The sequence below is a fragment of the Bacteroides faecichinchillae JCM 17102 genome (assembly GCF_000614145.1).
Taxonomy (GTDB): Bacteria; Bacteroidota; Bacteroidia; order Bacteroidales; family Bacteroidaceae; genus Bacteroides; species Bacteroides faecichinchillae.
The window spans coordinates 1-20,394 of the sequence record NZ_BAKK01000003.1 but is presented as its reverse complement, the minus strand read 5'-3'; the positions used below and the strand labels follow the sequence as shown (position 1 = coordinate 20,394).

Sequence of the window (20,394 nt, the reverse complement as noted above, 5' to 3'; positions counted from 1 at the left end):
CTGTGTTTGATTCCCATGCTATTTTGCAGTGGACTTTCTCATTTTCAAGATTGATCTCATTATTAGTCCTTTTTGTCTGGAGAATATCCATTTTCAACATTGATTATTTGGTATATGAAAATTGATGAAGGCATCATTAGCAGAATATACTATTTAATTATATAAATTACAATTATATATGGTAAAAAAAGTAACATCAACTAAAAGAGATCGAGAAAAAGCGAAGCAAAGTAAGAGAGAAGAAAAACAAAAGAAAAAAGAAGAACGTCTTAATAATGGGAGTCGCAGTTTTGAAGAAATGCTTGCATATGTAGACGAAAATGGAGTACTTCATTCAACGCCTCAAGAAAAGCCTAGAGAGGAAATTGATGCCAGTGAAATTGCAGTCTCAGTTTCCAAACAAGAAGTAATGGAGGATCCGCTTCCCTTTACCGGACAGATTGATCATTTTAATGAGTCCAGAGGTTATGGTTTTGTGAAGGACGCAGAAAACGGTGAGAAATATTTTTTTCACATCAGTTCAGCTCCGGATAATATTGCAGAAGGAGATATAGTAACATTCGAAATAGAACGTGGTACGCGGGGAATGAACGCCGTGCGCATCTCAATTATTAATAAGTAAATAAATAGAAAAGAAAATGAACATTTATGTTGCAAATTTAAGCTGGGGTACAACATCCGACAGCTTGCAAGAATTATTCTCACAGTTTGGCGAAGTTACAGCAGCCAATATCATTACCGACAGAGAAACAGGGCGTTCACGCGGATTCGGTTTCGTTGATATGTCGAATGATGAAGAAGGTCAAAAAGCTATTAACGAACTTAATGAAACAGAATTTGAAGGCAAAACTATTGCGGTGAGCGTAGCGCGTCCGAGAACTGAAAGACCTTCAGGTGGACGTGGCGGTTACGGTGGTGGAAATCGTGGTGGTGGCTATGGCGGTGGAAACCGTGGCGGTGGCTATGGTGGCGGAAGATATTAATTTCCGAATTATATAAAGGATATATCAATAAAAGCGGATGCGTCACGACAGACACATCCGCTTTTTATACACATGGAGTACAAAAAAGTATCCATGCTTTAAAAGTTTTTCAATACTAATCGCAAGTAAAAATTGGATATGAAGTATTAATCGGAAAGAATTGCTTCTTTAATACACTCAACAATGTAACGCACATCATCATCGGTAACGCATGGTCCACTAGGCAAACACATACCAACTTTAAAGAGAGCTTCTGAAACTCCGTTCACATAAGCATCAGCATCAGCATATACAGGTTGTTTATGCATAGGTTTCCAAAGAGGGCGACTCTCGATACCTTTTGCATCAAGGAAAATACGCATAGCTTCAACATTAGCATTAGGCTCGCAATCGGTATGCAATTCCTTTGCCTCGTGAGTTAAACCGGAAGCACCTCCCACTGCGCCCTGAACAACCACCTGATAAGCATTTTCCTGTCCGCTCACTCTCAATAATGGGTCAAGAGTTATGGTACAGAGCCAATAATTGCTATCGTATTTCCCTGTGGAAGGCTGACTATGAATAGTCACACCTTGAATGTCAGCAAGCAGCTCCTCATACATCTTCTGAATGTGCTTATGGTGAGAAATATGATCGTTAGCCACAGTCATCTGACCTCGACCGATACCAGCACAGATATTTGACATACGATAGTTATAACCGATCTTCTCGTGTTGATAATATGGATACGCTTCACGAGCCTGGGTAGCATAGAACATTATTTCTTTCTTATCATCTGCAGAAGGAGTTATTAGAGCACCACCACCTGAAGTCGTAATCATCTTATTACCATTGAAACTCAACACACCGTATTTTCCGAATGTACCACACATCTGCCCATTATACTTCGAGCCAAAACCTTCGGCAGCATCCTCGATAACAGGGATGTCGTACTTCTCCGCAACTGCTATGATTTCATCAATCTTGGCAGGCATACCATACAGATACACAGGCACAATCGCTTTTGGCTTCTTTCCGGTTTTCTCAATACGGTCTTTGATAGCTACTTCTAATAGTTCAGGATCCATGTTCCAGGTATCCATTTCCGAATCCACAAACACAGGCTTAGCACCTAAGTAAGTGATCGGATGCGAGGAAGCACAAAAAGTAAACGATTGCACCATCACTTCATCTCCAGGTTTCACACCGCAAGCAATCAATGCCAAATGTACAGCAGCCGTACCTGCAGACAAAGCAACGACCTCCTTTGTTTCAAGCTCGTCAATACTCGCTGTCACAAACTCTTTCAGGTCTGCCTCAAATCCATTCACATTAGGTCCTAAAGGCACTACCCAATTGGTATCGAACGCCTCTTTAATGAAGCCTTGTTCTTTGCCTGACATGTGGGCAAGACATAGATATATTCGTTTATCCATAAGTTTATATAATTATAAAACCATTATATTCTTTTAATTATTTTACACCTGTTCCCAACAGCCAATACATTGTCAGGAATATCTTTCGTAACAACAGATCCCGCACCAATAACACTCCATTTTCCAACTTTTACACCTGGTATAATGGTTGTACCGGCACCCACCCATGTCCCCTCTCCAACCTGCACATTACCGCAAAGGGTACAATGGGGAGAAATATGTACGTAATCATCTACAACACATTCATGATCTATTGAAGCTCCTGTATTTATAATACAATGCTGTCCTACATTCGCACAAGATTGAATAATCGCTCCTTGCATCACAACACTTCCTACTCCAATTTTCGCTGTTTCAGAAATAATTGAAAACGGATGAATAGCGGTTCCAAATTCAACTGACAATAAATCTGCAATCTTACAACGAATCTGATTATTTCCTATACTAATTATTAATGGCCCTAGAACAGACGAAGGGTGTAAAACAGGATAACCTAACAAATCATGAATTGCCTCATTATCATCAAATAACCCCTCAACAACCTCATTATTTGCACGCAAAATATCAATGATCACTTTAGCATGCCCACTGGCTCCATATAAAAACATTACTTTCTGATTTAATTATTTCCGGTAAAAGGCTCCATTGTAGCAGAAGTTTCAGAACTAATACCTTCACGTATAAATACTTTTCTTATAGTCATCAAAAGAATTCTCATATCAAGCAAAAAAGAACAATGATCGACATACCATACATCTAACTCAAATTTCTTTGTCCACGATATAGCATTACGCCCGTTACATTGTGCCCAACCAGTAATACCCGGACGCACTCCATGTCTTCTTGCTTGTTCTTTACTATATAAAGGCAAGTATTGTACTAATAATGGACGAGGACCAATCAGTGACATGTCACCTTTAAGTACATTTATCAACTGTGGCAACTCGTCTATTGAAGTAGAGCGTATAAACTTGCCTACGGAGGTTAAGCGATCTGCATCAGGTAGGAGGTTACCCTCGGCATCACATTCATCGGTCATGGTTTTAAACTTCATCACCTTAAAAATCTTTCCACCTTTACCAGGGCGCTCCTGCGTGAAGAAAGCACCTGCACCCTTATTAGCAAAATGAAGCCAAACAGTAATGATTAGTAATGGAAAAAATAAGATACTTAATGTTACAAAAGCAATACAAAAATCAATTACTCGTTTAAAAAAGCATTTATACATAATTAGTTATTTAACTAAAGATTTTAATAAAGCGAATGTGAAACAATCTTCGCAGAGAGCATACGTTCACTATCTTGAAAAATAACCTATAATCTTCTATAAAGTTATTTAGGAATATAAAACTTGCACTCAACTTATCCAAGCCAAACATGATTTAAAAACAAATATAATCCCAAACGTCAAATTAAAAGAAATTTCAGGATATGCCATATCATAATTACTCACCATAGAATAGTTAAAAGCACACGCAATATCTCCTATTACATTACAAAACACTTTATAATCAATGGATATTATTTCCTAGAATTTCCTTATAGAAATCCTTTTGACATTTTCGTACGAAACTTTGCTCATATCTCTCAGCAATAATACCTCTTGCAGTTGATGACATACGCTTCACTTCTTCCGGGTTATCCAAAAAATCTTTCATTGCATGATATAAGGCATCAACATTCTGGAATGGAATGATTATACCGTTTACACCATTTTGGATAATTTCACGGGATCCATTAATGTCTGTCACAATAGATGGTAATCCCATTGCGCCTGCTTCTAAAACTACATTGGGAAAACCTTCACGATAACTTGGAAATACCAATACATCAGAGGCCGCTAACCAAGGACGCACATCGTTTTGTCTACCAACAGCTCTTATACAAGACGATTTAATGATAAAATCTTTAGTTCTTTCGTTTATTGGATCTAAATCGTCTTCAAATGGACCAACTAAAAGAATTCTAAATTTGTAACCTTCACATTGAAGGCGCCTAGTAGCCTCAATTAATTCATTGATTCCCTTATCACGAACAATGCGTCCAATAAAAACGAATGTGAAAAGTGTTTTATCCTCGATATCTTCAGCATCTTTAATTACTTTAATCGTACGATCATAATGTACAAGATCAACACCTCGCACATTACCATAACCTAATACTTTAATCGGCTTTCTGGTTATCCTATAATTTAACAAATCTTCTTTCACTCCCTCACCTTCGGGGATAATATGAGTGGCACAGGCACAAGTTATCCAATCAGTGACCATTAAAACCTTACGCTTCAAACCTGTAGAGGTCGGGAATACTAATCCTGTAAAAGTATGTATTCGATAAGGTACTCTTATAACCCATGCGGCCACCATACACAGCAATCCGGCTTTGGGTGTAATACTATGTATAATAGCTGGCCTTTCTTTACGAAGAACTTTCATCAGTAACCAAAGTGATATGATATCCTTTTTAAGAGATATATGCCTCTCCATATCAACAGCTATAGTTCTAATGCCCTCATGTTCCGCAATAAAACTCATTGCTTCACCATGTGATGATAATGCTACCACTTCATAATCCTCAGACAATTCCTTTAAAAATCCAGTACAAAAAGTCGCAAGAGACTGAGGAACGGTTGATGCCCTTATCAATTTAGTTTTCATTTTTTATTGTCATTTTATAAAATAAAATCAATGGCACTGAATATCTATGTCTCAAAATGTAATTTTTAGTTGGCACCCAATTTTGATATGTTTGTCAAAGAAAGCCGCCTCAAAGTAGGTTCCTTATAATAAACCCAAAAGCTGAACTGATTTTTAATAATTGTAATTACATACTCCAAAAACCAATGGTAACAAATTATTGTAATTCACACAACTTTTAACAATCTTATAGAAAATACTCTTGAAGCATTCAAGCACTGGTATACGCTGCATTTTGCAAGTCGATATGATTATATAAGTACACACCAACCAAAGGGGGGCAAGATTAAATTTTCGATCGAGTAGAAACCATCAAAAGTATCCATATATTTAAGCGTTTTGTTAGTGACCAATTTTGACATATCCTATACAGAAAGTCGCATTTAAGCAATTCATTTATAAAATTTGTCAAAAATAGGATTGTTGCCTAATATTTATTGTTGTTTATTCCAATAGTCATCGGCAACAAATTCTCATAATCGGTACGACCAAGCACTATTCGTTTGAAAATCACTACCAGATGCTACTCCAACAAGTTCATAATATTGATTTAGAAAGATCAACTGATCTTTTAATAAAATCTCAAGACTAGTAGAAACTGTAATGATTCTTAATATTTTTTCATACATCCAAAGCGATTCAGATTCTCTATGGTTATCGTATTTTATCCATATTAGAAGAATTCTTTATAAATGCTGTTAAAGCGCTTATTTGTTCTCCCCTATCCACAATTTCATGTAATGGAATATTTGAAGCATTAAAACTCTTATGATTTAGTTCTTCATTTGACAAATTTTCAAAAAAATGGTATATTGCTTCCTCTGAAAAACAATTTAAAATGAAACCATTTTTTCTTAGCCTTACTTGTTTAGCCAAATAAGTGTTTTCACTTACAATAATTGGAGTATTAAAATATATAGATTCATACAACTTATTAGGTTCTGCCACTCTTTCATTTCGTCCATGAGTATCATAGCAAACAAAATTGATATCAATAGTATCATATATTGAAGATAAATCAAGAGGATTACGAAATGGACCATGATAAACAACATTATCTTTTTCCTTAACACATTGATTTATTTGATCTTTCATATATTGAGGACCATCTCCCCAAATATGAAATTCATAATTAGAATTAAATTTACTCATGACCTTAATGAAAGGGAAAATTGTATTAGGATATCGAAGTAAGCCAATAAAAGCAAATCGTATTTTTTCCGGATTATATTTTTTAATACCAGGACGTTTTTGATTTAAAAAGTAAGAATCTAATTTATTTGGAATAACAAAAATATTAGTTGGAACAGTAGAATATAAATAATCAAGAAAGCCACTTGAAGTCAGAACTGATGCAATAGACCTTTTTTGTATGAATCTATCAAGGAACTTAAAAAAAGGAATCAAAATATTATTATATTCTAAATACATTAAATCACTTTCTTCATATATATACTTTCTTTTAAATAGCAAAGTGACTAATGCTAAATCCATTCCAAAACAATAATAAATACATTTCTTCCCATGTTTCTTAAATATAGGTGATAATGCTTTGAAATAGATATATAATCTTTTCATATATGAACCACTAGATATATCAGCTAATATCTCAATATCAAAATCTACAGGTTTATTAACTGAATACCAATTTCTATCAAAAGAATAGACTTTTACTGTATATCCCAAATCAATAAAAGACCGAATTCTTTTATGACATCGCGGTTGAGTACAAGAATTTAGTAAAAAAACATATTCCATTCCTAATCAAATATTATGTACGGAACAACTCCTTGGTTATTATGAAGAAGTCCCCAAATTAAAGTAAAAAAGATAAAACTAACGAACACAAAAGAATTTATCATTCTATTTCTCAAATAAATACATTGTTGAATACAATAAGGAAAAGTTATTGTATCCATAATAGTTACATACCATACTAAACGATCGATTCCTACTAAATAATTAAATAAATTAGAAACAACTATACCACAAAATGTCAGAGGAATATATTGAAATGTAGATACTCTAACACAGTTCTTAATAACAAAAATATAAATTACTGTCCTAAGTATATTAAAAAATAAAACTCCTACTATATTAAAATCCAAATGACTTCCATAGTCAGCATAATTGGCATATTTATCAATACCAATAATAGAAATAACACTCGTGATAAGAGGGGAAATACATGGACCTATAACCAAAGAAATAATTGATAATTTTATCCAAACATTTAGTTTTATTTTTTTTATAAAAGGATATAACAAAAATAAAGTAGCAAAAAAGAATGCAGAGTAATGGAACAGTACTGAAAGTATAAAAAAAGAATAGCATTTCAATTTTTGTCTTTTGAAATAAAAGTGCCATGCCACACAAAAAAAAGATAAAGCTATTGCTTGACGCATTTGATTAAAACAAATGAAATAGAAACACAAACAATAATAAATCAAATATGATTTATTGGCATTTACACTTTCCCTTTTAAAAAAAACGAACAGAGGGAATAATGTCAAGAAGGCTGAAATGAATAACAAACATCGAAAATCTCCTCCAAACAAATCAATAAAAAAACAAAGAAAACTCCAACCGATCTCATAACTATCACCTAATAAATAAGTATGCCATTCAAAAGACTCTGCATATGAGATTACATCAAATCCAACTTCATTTCCTCTAATACTTGCTAAGATGAGAAGAATAATAAAACTAAAAAATGCTAATATATTTTTTCTACTTACACTAAAATAAAATAATAATATAGCTACTCCAATATACAATGCCATATTTTATTTAATTTTACATCCATTATTATCATATTTCTTCAGTAATTTTGAGACTTCTCTTAACAAAATCAACCTTCTTTCTGGAATTTATATCAAATACAATAAATATATCTAAATATATTTATCGCAATAAATTTCCAAATACTTACCACAATGTAATCAAAGAACAGCAATTATTCTTCCACACGCCAACCCATCGCCATAAGGATTTATAGCTTTACTCATTTTTTCATAAGACTCATGATCATTCAGTAAAATAGATACTTCATTCACAATCTTATCATAGTTAGTTCCAACCAACTTAACCGTTCCAGCTTCCAATGCTTCTGGGCGTTCTGTCGTATCACGCATCACAAGAACAGGTTTTCCTAATCCGGGTGCTTCTTCCTGAACACCTCCACTATCTGTCAATACAATCGTCGATTTTTCCATTAAATAAACAAAAGAAAGATACTCCAATGGCTCAATAAAAAACATATTACCCAAATTAGACAGTTCTTCACCAAATACTTCATGTATTGGCTTACGAACATTTGGATTTAAATGCATCGGGTACACAAAATCCACCTCAGGATATTTCTCTGTTAGAGACTTGATAGCCTGGCATATAGATATAAAACCATCACCAAAGTTTTCACGACGATGACCGGTAATTAAAATCATTTTCTTTCCGTCTCGTAAACGATTTATATCATATCCGGAAACTTTTAAAGTATTCTCTAGTTCTTTATCAAGCTCCTTGCTATTTTTAATCTTCTCTACAACCATATATAGAGCATCAATCACTGTATTACCAGTCACTGTAATAACTGAATCCTTAACACCTTCATTCAATAAATTTTGTTTACTCAAAAGAGTAGGAGAAAAATGATAAGTAGCAATACGTCCTGTAATCTGACGGTTCATCTCCTCTGGCCAAGGACTGTAAATATTATGAGTACGGAGCCCAGCTTCTATATGTCCTACAGGAATCTGCTGATAATAAGCAGCTAAAGCAGCAGCTGTAGAAGTAGTTGTATCGCCATGAACTAACACTATATTTGGATTACAATCTTTCAACACATCTCTCATACCTACCAAAACACGTGACGTTACATCATATAAATCTTGTCCTTGTTTCATAATATTCAGATCGTAATCAGGAGTAATTTCAAACAGATGTAATACTTGATCCAGCATCTCCCGATGCTGACCTGTGACACATACTATAGTCTTAAACTCCTTCGGATTCTTCTGAAATTCTTTTACCAAAGGAACCATTTTTATAGCCTCGGGACGTGTCCCGAAAACTAACATTATTTTCTTCATATCGTTAAATGCTTGAATTATTTTTTGTAAATACCACAAAAATCAAGAATAATTTTCTTGTCATCATAAGGAAGAGATTTGAAAACCGAATGAGCTACCAAAAACACTACAATGTCGGCCTTTATATATGCTTCTTTGTAATCTGTCAGTTTAAAAACATTGTGTTCCTGTACATTAGGTTCCACCACCAGTATATCCGCATTATTGCAGCTTTGCATTACTTTTGTTGTGATATATTTAGCAGGTGCTTCACGTAAGTCATCAATATCTGGCTTAAAAGCCAATCCCATCATAGCAATAGTAGGTTTACGATGATGTTCTAGTTCGAACTTTAACATTGTATTTTGAACTTTTTCCGCGCACCAAAAAGCTTTATAATTATTCATTTCCCGTGCAGTAGCTATAATTTTGGACTCCATAGGAAAGTCAGATGTAATAAAATATGGATCAACAGCAATACAATGACCGCCAACACCACATCCAGGCTGAAGGATATTTACACGAGGGTGCTTGTTAGCCAGTTCAATCAGTTCCCATACATTAATTCCAGCTTTATCACAAATTAGAGAAAGTTCGTTAGCAAAAGCTATTTGTACGTCACGAGAAGAATTCTCTGTCAGTTTACACATCTCAGCAGTTTTACAATTAGTACGGTGAAGTGTACCTTGTACAAATTGACTATAAAATGCAATAGCTTTATCCGTAGACACCTCGTTTATGCCACCGATAACACGATCATTACATACCAACTCATAAATTACATTTCCAGGAAGAACACGTTCCGGACAATAGGCAATATAAATTTTATCTGTTAGTTCGGGACGTAAATCAAAAATTAATTTCGCCATCTTATCAGTAGTACCAACAGGAGATGTAGACTCAATAACATACAAATCACCTTCCTTCAGAAGAGGAATTATTGCACGAGTTGCTGCCTCTACATAAGAAATATCAGGCTCATGGTTTCCTTTAAAAGGTGTGGGAACTACCATAAAATAGGCATCACTTATTTCAGGAGTAGTAGAAGCTTTTAATTGCCCAGAAGAAACAACTTCCTGAAGCAGTTCTTGCATGCCAGGCTCAACAATATGCAACTTACCTTGATTAGTCATTTCAACAACTTTTGGATTAATATCAACCCCTATAACCTGAATGCCATGTTTAGCGGCAATAATGGCAGTGGGCAGGCCAATATAACCTAACCCCATAAAGCATACTTTCATAATAAAAAAATGAATTATTTTACTTGATAACAGTTTATTATCATATATATTTTTTTAATAAATACCTTCATTAAGTTTACACAGTAGCTATTTGGAAGCAGCCTATCGATGACAAAGCCATACACAAGCATGTAAACTAAACTATAGACTATAATCACTATTATTGACGATACTTTTCCCAGAAAAAGATAGAAAGGAATAGAATATACTGTAATCATCAGTAATGGTTTTATGGATTTCATCATATATTCAATGAAATGCCCATTTATCAATGGTTTTACAGTTATTCTCCAAGAAATGGGTTTAGATAATAGTGTTACTAAAAATAAGCTTAATATGATTCCTTCTATATTATTAAAATAAGAGCCTATAAATATGGCTAAAGTATTCAATACAATTCTTACGATCGTCCAATAAAAGCCTGTATCTGTCCTTCCCAAAGCTGCTTGTAAACTACCAACAGGGCTTCCTGTAGATAAATAGCCATAATAAATTGAAAGCAATGACAATATCATTGCACTATCCGTATAGTTATCACCATACAGAAAGTTGATTATTCCATATGAAAAGATAGAGATTAAAAAATAGATTGGAAAATTGATAATCGAAATCGTTTCTATAACATCATAATAAATTTTCCGCACATGGCTAATATCATTTTGTATGTAGGCAAATGTTGGAGCTAATACTTTTGTTAAAATTGGAGTAATCGCAGAATACACCGACAACACAAGTTTCTTACATAATGAATAGGCACCTAATATCTCTTTCCCCAATGTTACGCTAATTAAGATAACATCCACTTCCCGAGAGAGATAATCCAAAACTTGCGTACCAACGGAAAATATACCAATTTTTAAAAATGGATAAGTATCTTTTAGTATAAAATGAAAAGATATATTTCTATCCTTATATATTCCTATGAAGAAAAACAATAGGTTTGAAAATAGGATATTAAATAAGGTTGAGTAAACCAAACTATAAATCCCGTAACCATTTGTCACTAGTATAATAGCAACAAGTAAAGTCAACAATGATGCTAATATTTCTATGACAGAAATATATTTAAACCGCATCAACTTCTGTTGTACTGTTCGATGTTGATTACCGATCGATGAGAAAAGTATACTAAAACTTAACAGTGATAGTATATTTGTTAATGAAGGAGTATTATAAACTTCCGCAATGATTGGTGAAATCATGTATAATATACCAGTAATCAAAATACCCGAAAATATATTTAACCAAAACAAAGAGCTATATTGTTGTGGAGTTATATCCTGTTTATGAATAATACCTATTGAAAAGCCCAAATCCATGAAGATTTGACTAAATCCAATGAAAAGTGTACAGATGGCAACTATACCAAATTCTGTCTTATCTAAAAAGCGAGTAAGAATTGATACTTGAAGCAAGGAAACAATACTTCTCACAATTGTTGATGCAGAACTCCAAGCAACCCCTTTTATAGCAGCAGAAAACAAACTCATATTACCAGTTAATTATCTCCCCAAATAGTACAAATAGCCTTAATAATTGTCTTTTCACTCAACAAGTCAAATAGGATTTTTCGATTTAAACTCTTTATCTCATCAGATAGAGGAATATTAATATCTTCCTGTTTTATCTGTTCAATCGTATATACAACAACACCAATACTCTCAAAATACTTAACTAATGAAGACTTTTCAGATAAAAAGACCTTTGCACCTAGATATAAAGCTATAACTATATTTCCAAAAGCCTCTTGACGCCAACTTGGAAATATACAGATTTCAGCAGTTGTCATTAGCTGATTATATTCATCAAGAGGTAGAAACTTGTAGAGGGGAACAAAAGAGGTCCCCCAATTTTGATGTCCTTGTTCTGTAATATGTCTAATATATTGGGGAGATCCTCCATAGCTTAATGGTACAGCAATCTTTTTACCATTCAAATTTAATTTGGACAAAATCTTAAAAGCATAAGAATGGTTATTAGTAAAGGAGGCAGAATTACCAAGCAAAATAAGATTACCATTAACTGTTTTCTCTATCAATGGTCCCAAAATAGTATCAATGGAATAATATCTAAATCCAGTGACCTGAACTCCATTTATATACTTGCCAATATATTGTTTCGCAATATTATAATCCGAATTACTAACAAAATGGGTTATACGTTCTTTAATGAACTTCAATACAGTTCGTTGCTTGGGAGGTAATACTTTTATTTCATGCAAAACTTTATATATAAATGATTTATATCCCAAAAATCTTGGTTCATAATAAATTGGATATCCTCTATAAGCAAGTATGCCATTATATAAATCTCCCCCCCAGATATTCCAATAACACGGAATAGATTGAGGAATATACTTTTGTATGAACTTTATCTTTTTATATGATAAAAAATGAACTATGACCTTATTGATATCTTTCAATATATCTCTTTGAAAACTATCATTTTCTTTATAGAAATAAAGATTATCTGTTGCCCTTACAAAACGTGGAGCTTCATCAATAAAACATATATAAATACTTTTTCCAGGCAATGCTTTTTCAAATATCTCTATAGTTCTATTAACTACTTTCTCGTCATCAAATAAATGTAATAACATATAGATAAGCGGTAAAGATCAACTAAAAAAAAGATTGATGTTGTCAATTATATATTGAACTTCTTCATTCTTTAATTCATAATACATCGGAAGTCTTACCAAACAATTTGCATATCTATCACATTGAGGAAGATTAGGGATATCATTATAATGAGAAGTATAATAATCACTTAGATGCAAACTTAAATAATGGAATACAGACAAAATACCATTATCTTTCAAAAACTTAATTAAAGCAGTTCTTTCCTCCAACGAACGACAGATTATATAAAACATATGGGCATTGTTAGTGGCATATGCAGGAACATCTGGCAATTTGATGATTTCTCTTTTTTCTAAATCACTTAATCCATTATAATATTTGTTCCATATAGCCTTACGCTGATTTTGAATCATTTCCATATTCTCTAATTGAGCCCATAGAAAAGCTGCTATTACTTCAGAAGGCAAAAAAGAAGAGCCTGTATCTACCCAGCCATATTTATTGACCTCACCGCGAAAGAACTCAGAACGATTAGTTCCTTTCTCCCAAATAATCTCTGAACGACGAATAAAACGTTCATCATTTATAGCCAATAAGCCCCCCTCACCAGATATAATATTTTTTGTTTCATGAAAAGAAAATGCTGACATATGTCCAATACTCCCTAAAGGACGATCTTTATAATAAGAATCTATGGCTTGTGCTGCATCTTCTACTACGAGAATGTTGTGTCGATTAGCAATTTCCATTATACGATCCATATTACAAGCAACACCCGCATAATGAACGGGCACTATAACTTTTGTTTTAGGAGTTATCAATGATTCTAATTTCTCAGGATCAATATTTGGATTGGAGGCCATACTATCTGCAAATACAATTTTAGCTCCCTGACGGACAAAAGCAAGAGCTGAAGAAACAAACGTATATGATGGTACTATAACCTCATCGCCGGGATGTACATCAGACAAAATAGCACACATCTCAAGTGCATCCGTACAAGAAGTGGTCAACAAAGCCTTCTTAAAACCATATTGCTTTTCAAAAAAATTCTGGCATCTCTTTGTAAAAGAACCATTACCAGATAGTTTACCGGTATATACTGCTTGATACATATAGTGTGCCTCCTTGCCGGTAAGGAAAGGACGATTAAAAGGAATATTCATTTATTATATTATTTATAATTTCACACGTACGAAGAGCTTTATCTTCTGAATAATACTTGTCATTAAATAAATTAATTACACGAGAATGTAGTCGTTCAGAGTTTGAATAAATATCATAATTAAATAGTCGATTAGCGCTATTATAATGGGAACTAGCAAATAAATTACTTTCAAATATTTTTTTAAGTATCACATCTTTTAATGAGAAATCAACACTTATATTAAAACGCCAATTCTGATATTCATTTGGTAGTTGAATACTTTCAGGAAGATGAGTCTTATATATTTCATTTAATTTATCCCTACATAAATTTCGTTCTATAGAATAATTCTCTATTTGAGATAAATATGTATCTAGACTTATATCAAGATAATCAAGACAAAGCCACCCTGATGGGATTCTATCAAAAGGTTTGTTACTAGAAAATGCCTCCTTATATATCGCTACTTCATCTGTACCATCATATAATACATTTTTCTCTATTTTATAAGATCCGACATTTCTGAATACAGCCAATCCTCCTTTGCCCAGATCTATTTGTTTGCAATGCCCCGTACTATAAAGTAACATATCCGCTCCTTGCATATCTGCATTAATATCAGGAATACACAAGCATCGATCATCAATAATTCTTAAATCCGGTGACTCAGAATGAAGCGTATCAAAGAAATCTGAAGCATTATCCAAAAAACCATAGGTTCGAACAAATACTATTCCTTGATATTTATCAATATTCTTTCGAATTTTATTAAGACACGCTGATTTGTTTATGCACAACGTTTTCTCATCAATATCTACAAATTCAAAAGAAACATTTGCTAAACAAAATGTCAATGGTACATCAGGACAAACATTTACAGGTAATAAATATGTTCCTTTACTATATTGACTTATATAGCTATATAATAAAGTACAAGCTCTATTAGCAGTAGCTATAGGTGATATTTTTGTCATAAAGTTTTAGGCTTATCAGCTTCCTTTATGAAATGATAATTGTGGAATCGCTTAGACTCCCACTCTTTTTTATAATCTGAATACAAAGTCACAATATCTGTATATTGTGGTTTCCATAACAACTCATTTTTTGCTTTATCTATTGAATAGACATATCCTCTAGTAAGCCCAGGCTTTTCTGGATGAAGTTCAATCTCAGATTTATTATTCCCAAATACCTCATTTAAAGCTTTAGCTTCATCATATTGTGAATAGCCTATACCTGAAGCAATGGTATAAATTCCCGCTGCATCTTTAGTATCAATGGAAGCTTTTATTGCAGATAAAACATCCTTTATATAAATATGATCACGTTTTATCGTTTGGTCTCCCCAAACTTCTATCTTCTTACCTTCCAAAATACGTTCAAAGAAAAGTTCAAAAGTACTCTTTTTGTATGAACCATCCGTATTCAGATGTCCCAATATTTCTCCATAACCATGTACACCTGTCAAACGTAGAACAATTCCTTGAATACCAAAGTCTTTCTGATAGTATTGTACAAAATTTTCTGCAGCTATTTTAGATATAATATACGGGGAATGATCTCCTCTGAATGAAATACCATCTGCTTCCGAAATAATCAGCTTATCTATATCATTATACACCTTGTGTGATGAAGTAAGGATAAATTTATTAATACCATTCATCCTTGCATATTCCAATAGTTTATACACTCCTAAAGTATTAATATCAAAAAACTTATGTACAGGAGTTTCATGTTCCGCCAAACATGCAGAGAGACACACTATTGCTTCAACACCATCTTTAGGCAAAGATAAATAGGAAGACTCATCTGTTATATCAAAAAATTGAAATGGTATTTGATTTTCTTCAAAAAATGTCTGAACAGCCTTTGAACGACCTAATGCTAAAATATCATATCCTAATTCCTTCAAATAGACTGACAAATATCTACCTAAATAACCTGTTGCACCGACTAATAAAATCATACCCTATTAAATTTATTTGTTTTAGATTTATATATAAAGTAACCACTCCTATCTACACTACATTCAATATTACGTAAATTAGGATTTGTTATTTTAGCTTCAACAATCTCAGGATAATCTTTCCAATTTTCAATAATTGATACTAGACTTTCTGTTTCCTTACTTAAAAAATATACTCCAGAATAACTTTTTTCTGTAATTTTCGGTTCTTTAAATTCTCCCATTGCAACTTTAATTGTTGCTTCAAGAAAATCATATCCTGTAGAAAGTTTAACCAAATCTGAACCAATAAAATCGCCCCCCATACGTGCACCAATTTCAATAACACAAATATCGCCATCTTCTGTAACTTTCAATTCTGAATGAGATGCACCATATCGTATATGTAATGCATCCAAAGCTGTCAAAACTATCTTTTCCACCCTTTGCTTTATATTATCAGGCAAAGAAGATGGCTGATGATGTTCTAACTCAACAAAATAAGGTTCTCCAGTAGTTACTTTATCTGTAATCTGCAAGATATAATGTACTCCATTGAATGAAATAGACTCAACACTTATTTCACGACCAGTTACAAATTCCTCAATAATAGCAGTTTTACTGAAAGACTCATTTTGCGCTCGAGTTATTGCCATATCCAATTGAATAGGATCAAGAACTTTTTCCACCCCACGACTACCAGAACGGTCTGTAGGTTTTACTATTAATGGAAAATGAAATCCTGTAATATCATAGTTATCATGACTGTCGGCAATTGTAAAACGAGGAGAAGGAACTTTGTTTTCTGCAAAAGATTGACGCATCTCATATTTATTGGTAGTTATCAAAGTATATTCATCAGGATTAGATATTAGCCCCAAATGACTTGCAATATAATTAACCGTCAATACGGCTACATCAGAAGAGATTGAAGTAATACCATCGATCCCTATTTCTTTACATTTTACTAAAATCTCTTCTTTTTCCATTATTGAAATAGGATAGAAATAGTCTGAATGTTCAGCACAAACAGCTCCATCAATCCACGAAAAACAATGAACTTCTAAACCGAGTTCCTTTGCTTTTAGAACAGCAGGCAGTTGTAAATAGCTACCACCAATTATTGCAATCTTTCTCATTATTAATAGAATTTGTCACTAATACTATGATTATTCTCTTCATCTTTCAATACTGACTATCTAAAACCTCAAATCGTGAATTTTTCGATATAAATTCCGGAAGTATCTTTTTCATTAAAGTAACCGTATTCATGATCTCAACATTACGAGCAAGATTTTCGAAATCAGCATAAGCTTCTAGTACATCATTATATTCGTAACGACGAACTTTAGCTATTTTAATTTTCTTGTTGGAAGTTGGAAGGGTATTCTCCTCTGTACTCAATAATTCTTCATACAGTTTCTCTCCTGGACGTAAGCCTGTAAACTCAATCTTTATGTCTTCATCTAGACGATAGCCTGCTAACTCAATCATACGCGTTGCCAAATCTACAATCTTAACAGGCTCACCCATCTCAAAAACAAAAATCTCATTACCTTCACCCATCATACCAGCTTCCATCACCAAGCGACAAGCCTCGGGAATAGTCATAAAATAACGAATAATATCAGGATGCGTTACAGTTACAGGACCACCATTTTCTATTTGCTCTTTGAAACGAGGGATCACCGAACCATTACTACCTAAGACATTACCAAACCTAGTTGTAATGAATTTGGTCTTTCCTTTTACTTTTCCTTCTTTGATAGCAGTTCCCAAACTTTGGACATAAATTTCAGCCAGACGTTTGGAAGCCCCCATCACATTTGTAGGATTGACAGCTTTATCCGTAGAAATCATGATCATTTTCTCTGCCTCATATTCGACTGCTATTTCAGCAACTTGACGGGAACCGATCACATTAACATAGACAGCTTCGCAGGGATTTTCCTCCATCAGAGGAACATGTTTATAAGCGGCTGCATGGAATACAATTTGTGGATGATACAGTTCAAAAACCATACGTATACGTTGCTTTACACGAACGTCACCAATGACGGGGACAAAATCGATATTAGGATATTTCTTCTCAAACTCCAGACGGACATTATGAAGAGGGGTTTCGGCAGAATCAAACAAGATCAATTTACGAACCCCTATTTGGGCCAATTGCCTGCACAACTCGCTACCAATACTTCCGGCAGCTCCTGTCACCAATATTGTCTTATTACAATATTCGGAAGCAATCTCATCCATATTAATTTTGATTTCTTCACGTCCTAACAGATCCTCTATTCTGATAGGACGAACAAATTGATGAAAAAGCCCGTTCGCATCAGCTTCACTGATTGAAGGAGCGATCAAAGTCTTTACACCACTACTTTTACAATATTCAAGAAGACGGTCCTCTTCCTCTTTGATTGATTCATTTCGAGCAAACAGAATGCCTTGAATATGGTGCTTTTTTATCAAAAAATCAAAACTCTCTTTATTGCTAAAAGAATAAACCCGCGAATCTACAAGTATTCTACGACTATGGTCACGACTATAAATACAAAAACCAGATATCTTATAGTGAGAACTGTTACGTAAACGGGTTTTTAGAGCGACACTTTTGTCATCGGTTCCATAAATCAGAACCTTTGTATCCGTTTTACGGACAATACCAATAAGGGATTCATAGGTGACAATAACTAGTACCCGAAGACCGATCAGAGTAATCAAGGTAAGCATTCCGTCAGAAATGACAAATACCAAATTCTGACTACTGAACAGTTTGTCTTCCTTGAAAAAGAAGAATACAAACATTGTCATGCATAACGTTTTAAACAGGACACTACATGTGATACGCCATAGATCCTTTATCTCGGAATAGCGAATCGTATTGCGGAAGGTATTGAATATCAGATCTCCAATTATGCTGGACAGTAAAGCAACAGCAATCACCTGAATCAATTGAGTAGTATTCCATTCTATACCTGTTATATAATGAATACCGATAAAAGTAAACAATGTGCATAAGCTAGCAATGACCGTATCTACCCTAAAATCAGCCAGCAACTAAAAAAATTCCGACTGGTATATTGAAGGAACTTTTCTAATGATTTCTTCATGATAATATTTTATATTTATTCCCCATTAAACATTATGCAAGCTCTTTCTTCAGCTTATCCAAAATATCTTTTATCCATAGTTTCCATACAGATGCCAGAAGCACAGCCAGAAATACACAAAAAATCACATACACTTTCTTTCCGGTACCAGAAGGTTTTTGTGGAACGACGGCAGGCTCGACTATAGCAAAGACAGGCTTCTCTTCCTGAACTTTAGCACGCGCTACCTGTAATTGAGTAGCAACCTGACTGTAGACTTGATAGGCCAGACTCATATCGTTCTGCAAACGCTCCTGTTCGGCACGAACACTTTGAAGGATCAGATTGTCATGGGTATCCACATACTCCGCATATTTCTTTTGGGCGGTATAGTATTCATCCTGACGTTCCTTGAACAGTTTCTCCAAATAAATACAATCTTCTTTAGCTTTGGAAGTGCGATAGCCGATTATACATTCCTGCAATTTATGAACAACCGAATCGGCAACAGATGCGGCAACCATAGGGTCTTGCAAAGTGACAGATACGCTGGTAATAGCGGTCTTCTTGTCTACTGTAGCCGATATATTTTTCTTCAAAGCATCTATTTTTCTTTTTTCCTTTTTGGTTAATGTAATTGTTCCCGACTTCTGTTTATCAGCAGCACTTTCTTCTTTGTCAGATATAAACAATGCTTTCACACCACTTATCACTTTGCCAGGCATACCTAAAATGTAACCCCACCAGGGAGAAGACTGGGTATCCAAATAAGAAGTTAAGGTTATATCCTCACCCTTATCCACAGCAGGAACATTAATCTCAAATAGTTCCAACAGAAAAGGAGTAGAAGATACAATGTCAGACGAAAGAGAAGCATTCAATGCATCCGTACCATCACCAACAGTTGTTCCACTGCCTAAAAAAGAAGCGGCAAGACCAGCAAGACCATTGTTACCGTTGGAATTACCCATTTCGGGAGATAGAGTTACTTTAACAGTATATTGTTTCGGAATACTTAAAGCAACTATTATACCTATAATCAAGCCTATCCCAGCAGCTTTGTACAAAGTCTTACGAATACTTATTAATTTGCGTAAGATATCCATCAAATCAATTTCCATCTCATCGGTCTTCGGGTCGTTAGATACAGTTGGGAGGTCTTTGGATAGTTTCTGTTCTGTCATGGTAGATATCTGTTATTTCTTTATCAGGTTAGCAAC

At 34.0% G+C, this 20,394-nt stretch carries 17 protein-coding genes and 1 pseudogene; 2 read left to right on the top strand and 16 right to left on the bottom strand.

The features are described 5' to 3' along the window. The first annotated feature begins 178 nt into the window (after positions 1 to 178). Entirely contained in the window at positions 179 to 622 is a 444-nt protein-coding gene (locus JCM17102_RS01975) for a cold-shock protein (RefSeq protein ID WP_025073766.1), read from the top strand. A gap of 16 nt (positions 623 to 638) precedes the next feature. Beyond that, entirely contained in the window at positions 639 to 983 is a 345-nt protein-coding gene (gene rbp, locus JCM17102_RS01970) for an RNA-binding regulator (RefSeq protein WP_025073765.1), read from the top strand. A 146-nt stretch (positions 984 to 1,129) separates the two neighbouring features. Here the strand turns inward: rbp and JCM17102_RS01965 are convergent, their stop codons facing one another. From JCM17102_RS01965 to JCM17102_RS01890, 16 genes and pseudogenes are all read right to left on the bottom strand, one after another. Further along, positions 1,130 to 2,398, bottom strand: coding sequence for a DegT/DnrJ/EryC1/StrS family aminotransferase (locus JCM17102_RS01965; RefSeq protein WP_025073764.1), 1,269 nt, complete (start codon positions 2,396 to 2,398; stop codon positions 1,130 to 1,132). Between the two features lie 23 nt (positions 2,399 to 2,421). Further along, positions 2,422 to 3,006, bottom strand: a complete 585-nt coding sequence (locus tag JCM17102_RS01960; RefSeq protein ID WP_025073763.1) for an acetyltransferase — start codon at positions 3,004 to 3,006, stop codon at positions 2,422 to 2,424. Between the two features lie 11 nt (positions 3,007 to 3,017). Beyond that, positions 3,018 to 3,626: a sugar transferase gene (locus JCM17102_RS01955; RefSeq protein WP_025073762.1), complete on the bottom strand. Its 609-nt coding sequence runs from the start codon at positions 3,624 to 3,626 to the stop codon at positions 3,018 to 3,020. A gap of 283 nt (positions 3,627 to 3,909) precedes the next feature. Continuing rightward, entirely contained in the window at positions 3,910 to 5,055 is a 1,146-nt protein-coding gene (locus JCM17102_RS01950; RefSeq protein WP_025073761.1) for a glycosyltransferase family 4 protein, read from the bottom strand. 693 nt (positions 5,056 to 5,748) lie between these two features. Continuing rightward, positions 5,749 to 6,780 carry a glycosyltransferase gene (locus JCM17102_RS01945; protein WP_025073760.1) on the bottom strand — a complete coding sequence of 344 codons (1,032 nt, stop codon included), beginning with the start codon at positions 6,778 to 6,780 and terminating at the stop codon, positions 5,749 to 5,751. 74 nt (positions 6,781 to 6,854) lie between these two features. Further along, positions 6,855 to 7,877, bottom strand: a complete 1,023-nt coding sequence (locus JCM17102_RS01940) for an EpsG family protein (protein WP_025073759.1) — start codon at positions 7,875 to 7,877, stop codon at positions 6,855 to 6,857. Positions 7,878 to 8,036: 159 nt separating this feature from the next. After that, positions 8,037 to 9,185 carry a non-hydrolyzing UDP-N-acetylglucosamine 2-epimerase gene (gene wecB, locus JCM17102_RS01935; RefSeq protein WP_025073758.1) on the bottom strand — a complete coding sequence of 383 codons (1,149 nt, stop codon included), beginning with the start codon at positions 9,183 to 9,185 and terminating at the stop codon, positions 8,037 to 8,039. Positions 9,186 to 9,202: 17 nt separating this feature from the next. Then, positions 9,203 to 10,408: a UDP-N-acetyl-D-mannosamine dehydrogenase gene (wecC, locus tag JCM17102_RS01930; RefSeq protein WP_025073757.1), complete on the bottom strand. Its 1,206-nt coding sequence runs from the start codon at positions 10,406 to 10,408 to the stop codon at positions 9,203 to 9,205. 14 nt (positions 10,409 to 10,422) lie between these two features. Next, on the bottom strand, positions 10,423 to 11,898 hold the full coding sequence (locus JCM17102_RS01925) for an MOP flippase family protein (RefSeq protein ID WP_025073756.1): 1,476 nt from the start codon (positions 11,896 to 11,898) through the stop codon (positions 10,423 to 10,425). Between the two features lie 8 nt (positions 11,899 to 11,906). After that, a complete protein-coding gene (locus JCM17102_RS01920; RefSeq protein ID WP_025073755.1) occupies positions 11,907 to 13,007 on the bottom strand; it encodes a TDP-N-acetylfucosamine:lipid II N-acetylfucosaminyltransferase family protein in 1,101 nt (366 codons plus the stop codon). 18 nt (positions 13,008 to 13,025) lie between these two features. Continuing rightward, on the bottom strand, positions 13,026 to 14,156 hold the full coding sequence (gene rffA / locus JCM17102_RS01915) for a dTDP-4-amino-4,6-dideoxygalactose transaminase (RefSeq protein WP_033886453.1): 1,131 nt from the start codon (positions 14,154 to 14,156) through the stop codon (positions 13,026 to 13,028). Further along, entirely contained in the window at positions 14,140 to 15,111 is a 972-nt protein-coding gene (locus JCM17102_RS28775; RefSeq protein ID WP_025073753.1) for a hypothetical protein, read from the bottom strand. The genes rffA and JCM17102_RS28775 overlap by 17 nt, the downstream gene beginning before the upstream one ends. Further along, entirely contained in the window at positions 15,108 to 16,103 is a 996-nt protein-coding gene (locus JCM17102_RS01905; protein WP_025073752.1) for an NAD-dependent epimerase/dehydratase family protein, read from the bottom strand. Before JCM17102_RS01905 ends, JCM17102_RS28775 begins: the two co-directional genes overlap by 4 nt. Then, entirely contained in the window at positions 16,100 to 17,221 is a 1,122-nt protein-coding gene (locus JCM17102_RS01900) for an ATP-grasp domain-containing protein (protein ID WP_025073751.1), read from the bottom strand. The genes JCM17102_RS01905 and JCM17102_RS01900 overlap by 4 nt, the downstream gene beginning before the upstream one ends. 46 nt (positions 17,222 to 17,267) lie before the next feature. Further along, positions 17,268 to 19,195, bottom strand: a pseudogene (locus JCM17102_RS25795) (polysaccharide biosynthesis protein). Between the two features lie 32 nt (positions 19,196 to 19,227). Beyond that, positions 19,228 to 20,358, bottom strand: coding sequence for a Wzz/FepE/Etk N-terminal domain-containing protein (locus JCM17102_RS01890; RefSeq protein WP_033886452.1), 1,131 nt, complete (start codon positions 20,356 to 20,358; stop codon positions 19,228 to 19,230). Positions 20,359 to 20,394 lie beyond the last annotated feature (36 nt).

Coding starts and splice junctions, on each gene's coding strand:
- JCM17102_RS01900 (WP_025073751.1), bottom strand. CDS start 17,221: ATGAGAAAGATTGCAATAATTGGTGGTAGCTATTTACAACTGCCTGCT.
- wecC (WP_025073757.1), bottom strand. CDS start 10,408: ATGAAAGTATGCTTTATGGGGTTAGGTTATATTGGCCTGCCCACTGCC.
- JCM17102_RS01940 (WP_025073759.1), bottom strand. CDS start 7,877: ATGGCATTGTATATTGGAGTAGCTATATTATTATTTTATTTTAGTGTA.
- JCM17102_RS01925 (WP_025073756.1), bottom strand. CDS start 11,898: ATGAGTTTGTTTTCTGCTGCTATAAAAGGGGTTGCTTGGAGTTCTGCA.
- JCM17102_RS01955 (WP_025073762.1), bottom strand. CDS start 3,626: ATGTATAAATGCTTTTTTAAACGAGTAATTGATTTTTGTATTGCTTTT.
- JCM17102_RS01950 (WP_025073761.1), bottom strand. CDS start 5,055: ATGAAAACTAAATTGATAAGGGCATCAACCGTTCCTCAGTCTCTTGCG.
- wecB (WP_025073758.1), bottom strand. CDS start 9,185: ATGAAGAAAATAATGTTAGTTTTCGGGACACGTCCCGAGGCTATAAAA.
- JCM17102_RS01975 (WP_025073766.1), top strand. CDS start 179: ATGGTAAAAAAAGTAACATCAACTAAAAGAGATCGAGAAAAAGCGAAG.
- JCM17102_RS01905 (WP_025073752.1), bottom strand. CDS start 16,103: ATGATTTTATTAGTCGGTGCAACAGGTTATTTAGGTAGATATTTGTCA.
- JCM17102_RS01920 (WP_025073755.1), bottom strand. CDS start 13,007: ATGTTATTACATTTATTTGATGACGAGAAAGTAGTTAATAGAACTATA.
- JCM17102_RS01890 (WP_033886452.1), bottom strand. CDS start 20,358: ATGACAGAACAGAAACTATCCAAAGACCTCCCAACTGTATCTAACGAC.
- rffA (WP_033886453.1), bottom strand. CDS start 14,156: ATGAATATTCCTTTTAATCGTCCTTTCCTTACCGGCAAGGAGGCACAC.
- JCM17102_RS28775 (WP_025073753.1), bottom strand. CDS start 15,111: ATGACAAAAATATCACCTATAGCTACTGCTAATAGAGCTTGTACTTTA.
- rbp (WP_025073765.1), top strand. CDS start 639: ATGAACATTTATGTTGCAAATTTAAGCTGGGGTACAACATCCGACAGC.
- JCM17102_RS01965 (WP_025073764.1), bottom strand. CDS start 2,398: ATGGATAAACGAATATATCTATGTCTTGCCCACATGTCAGGCAAAGAA.
- JCM17102_RS01960 (WP_025073763.1), bottom strand. CDS start 3,006: ATGTTTTTATATGGAGCCAGTGGGCATGCTAAAGTGATCATTGATATT.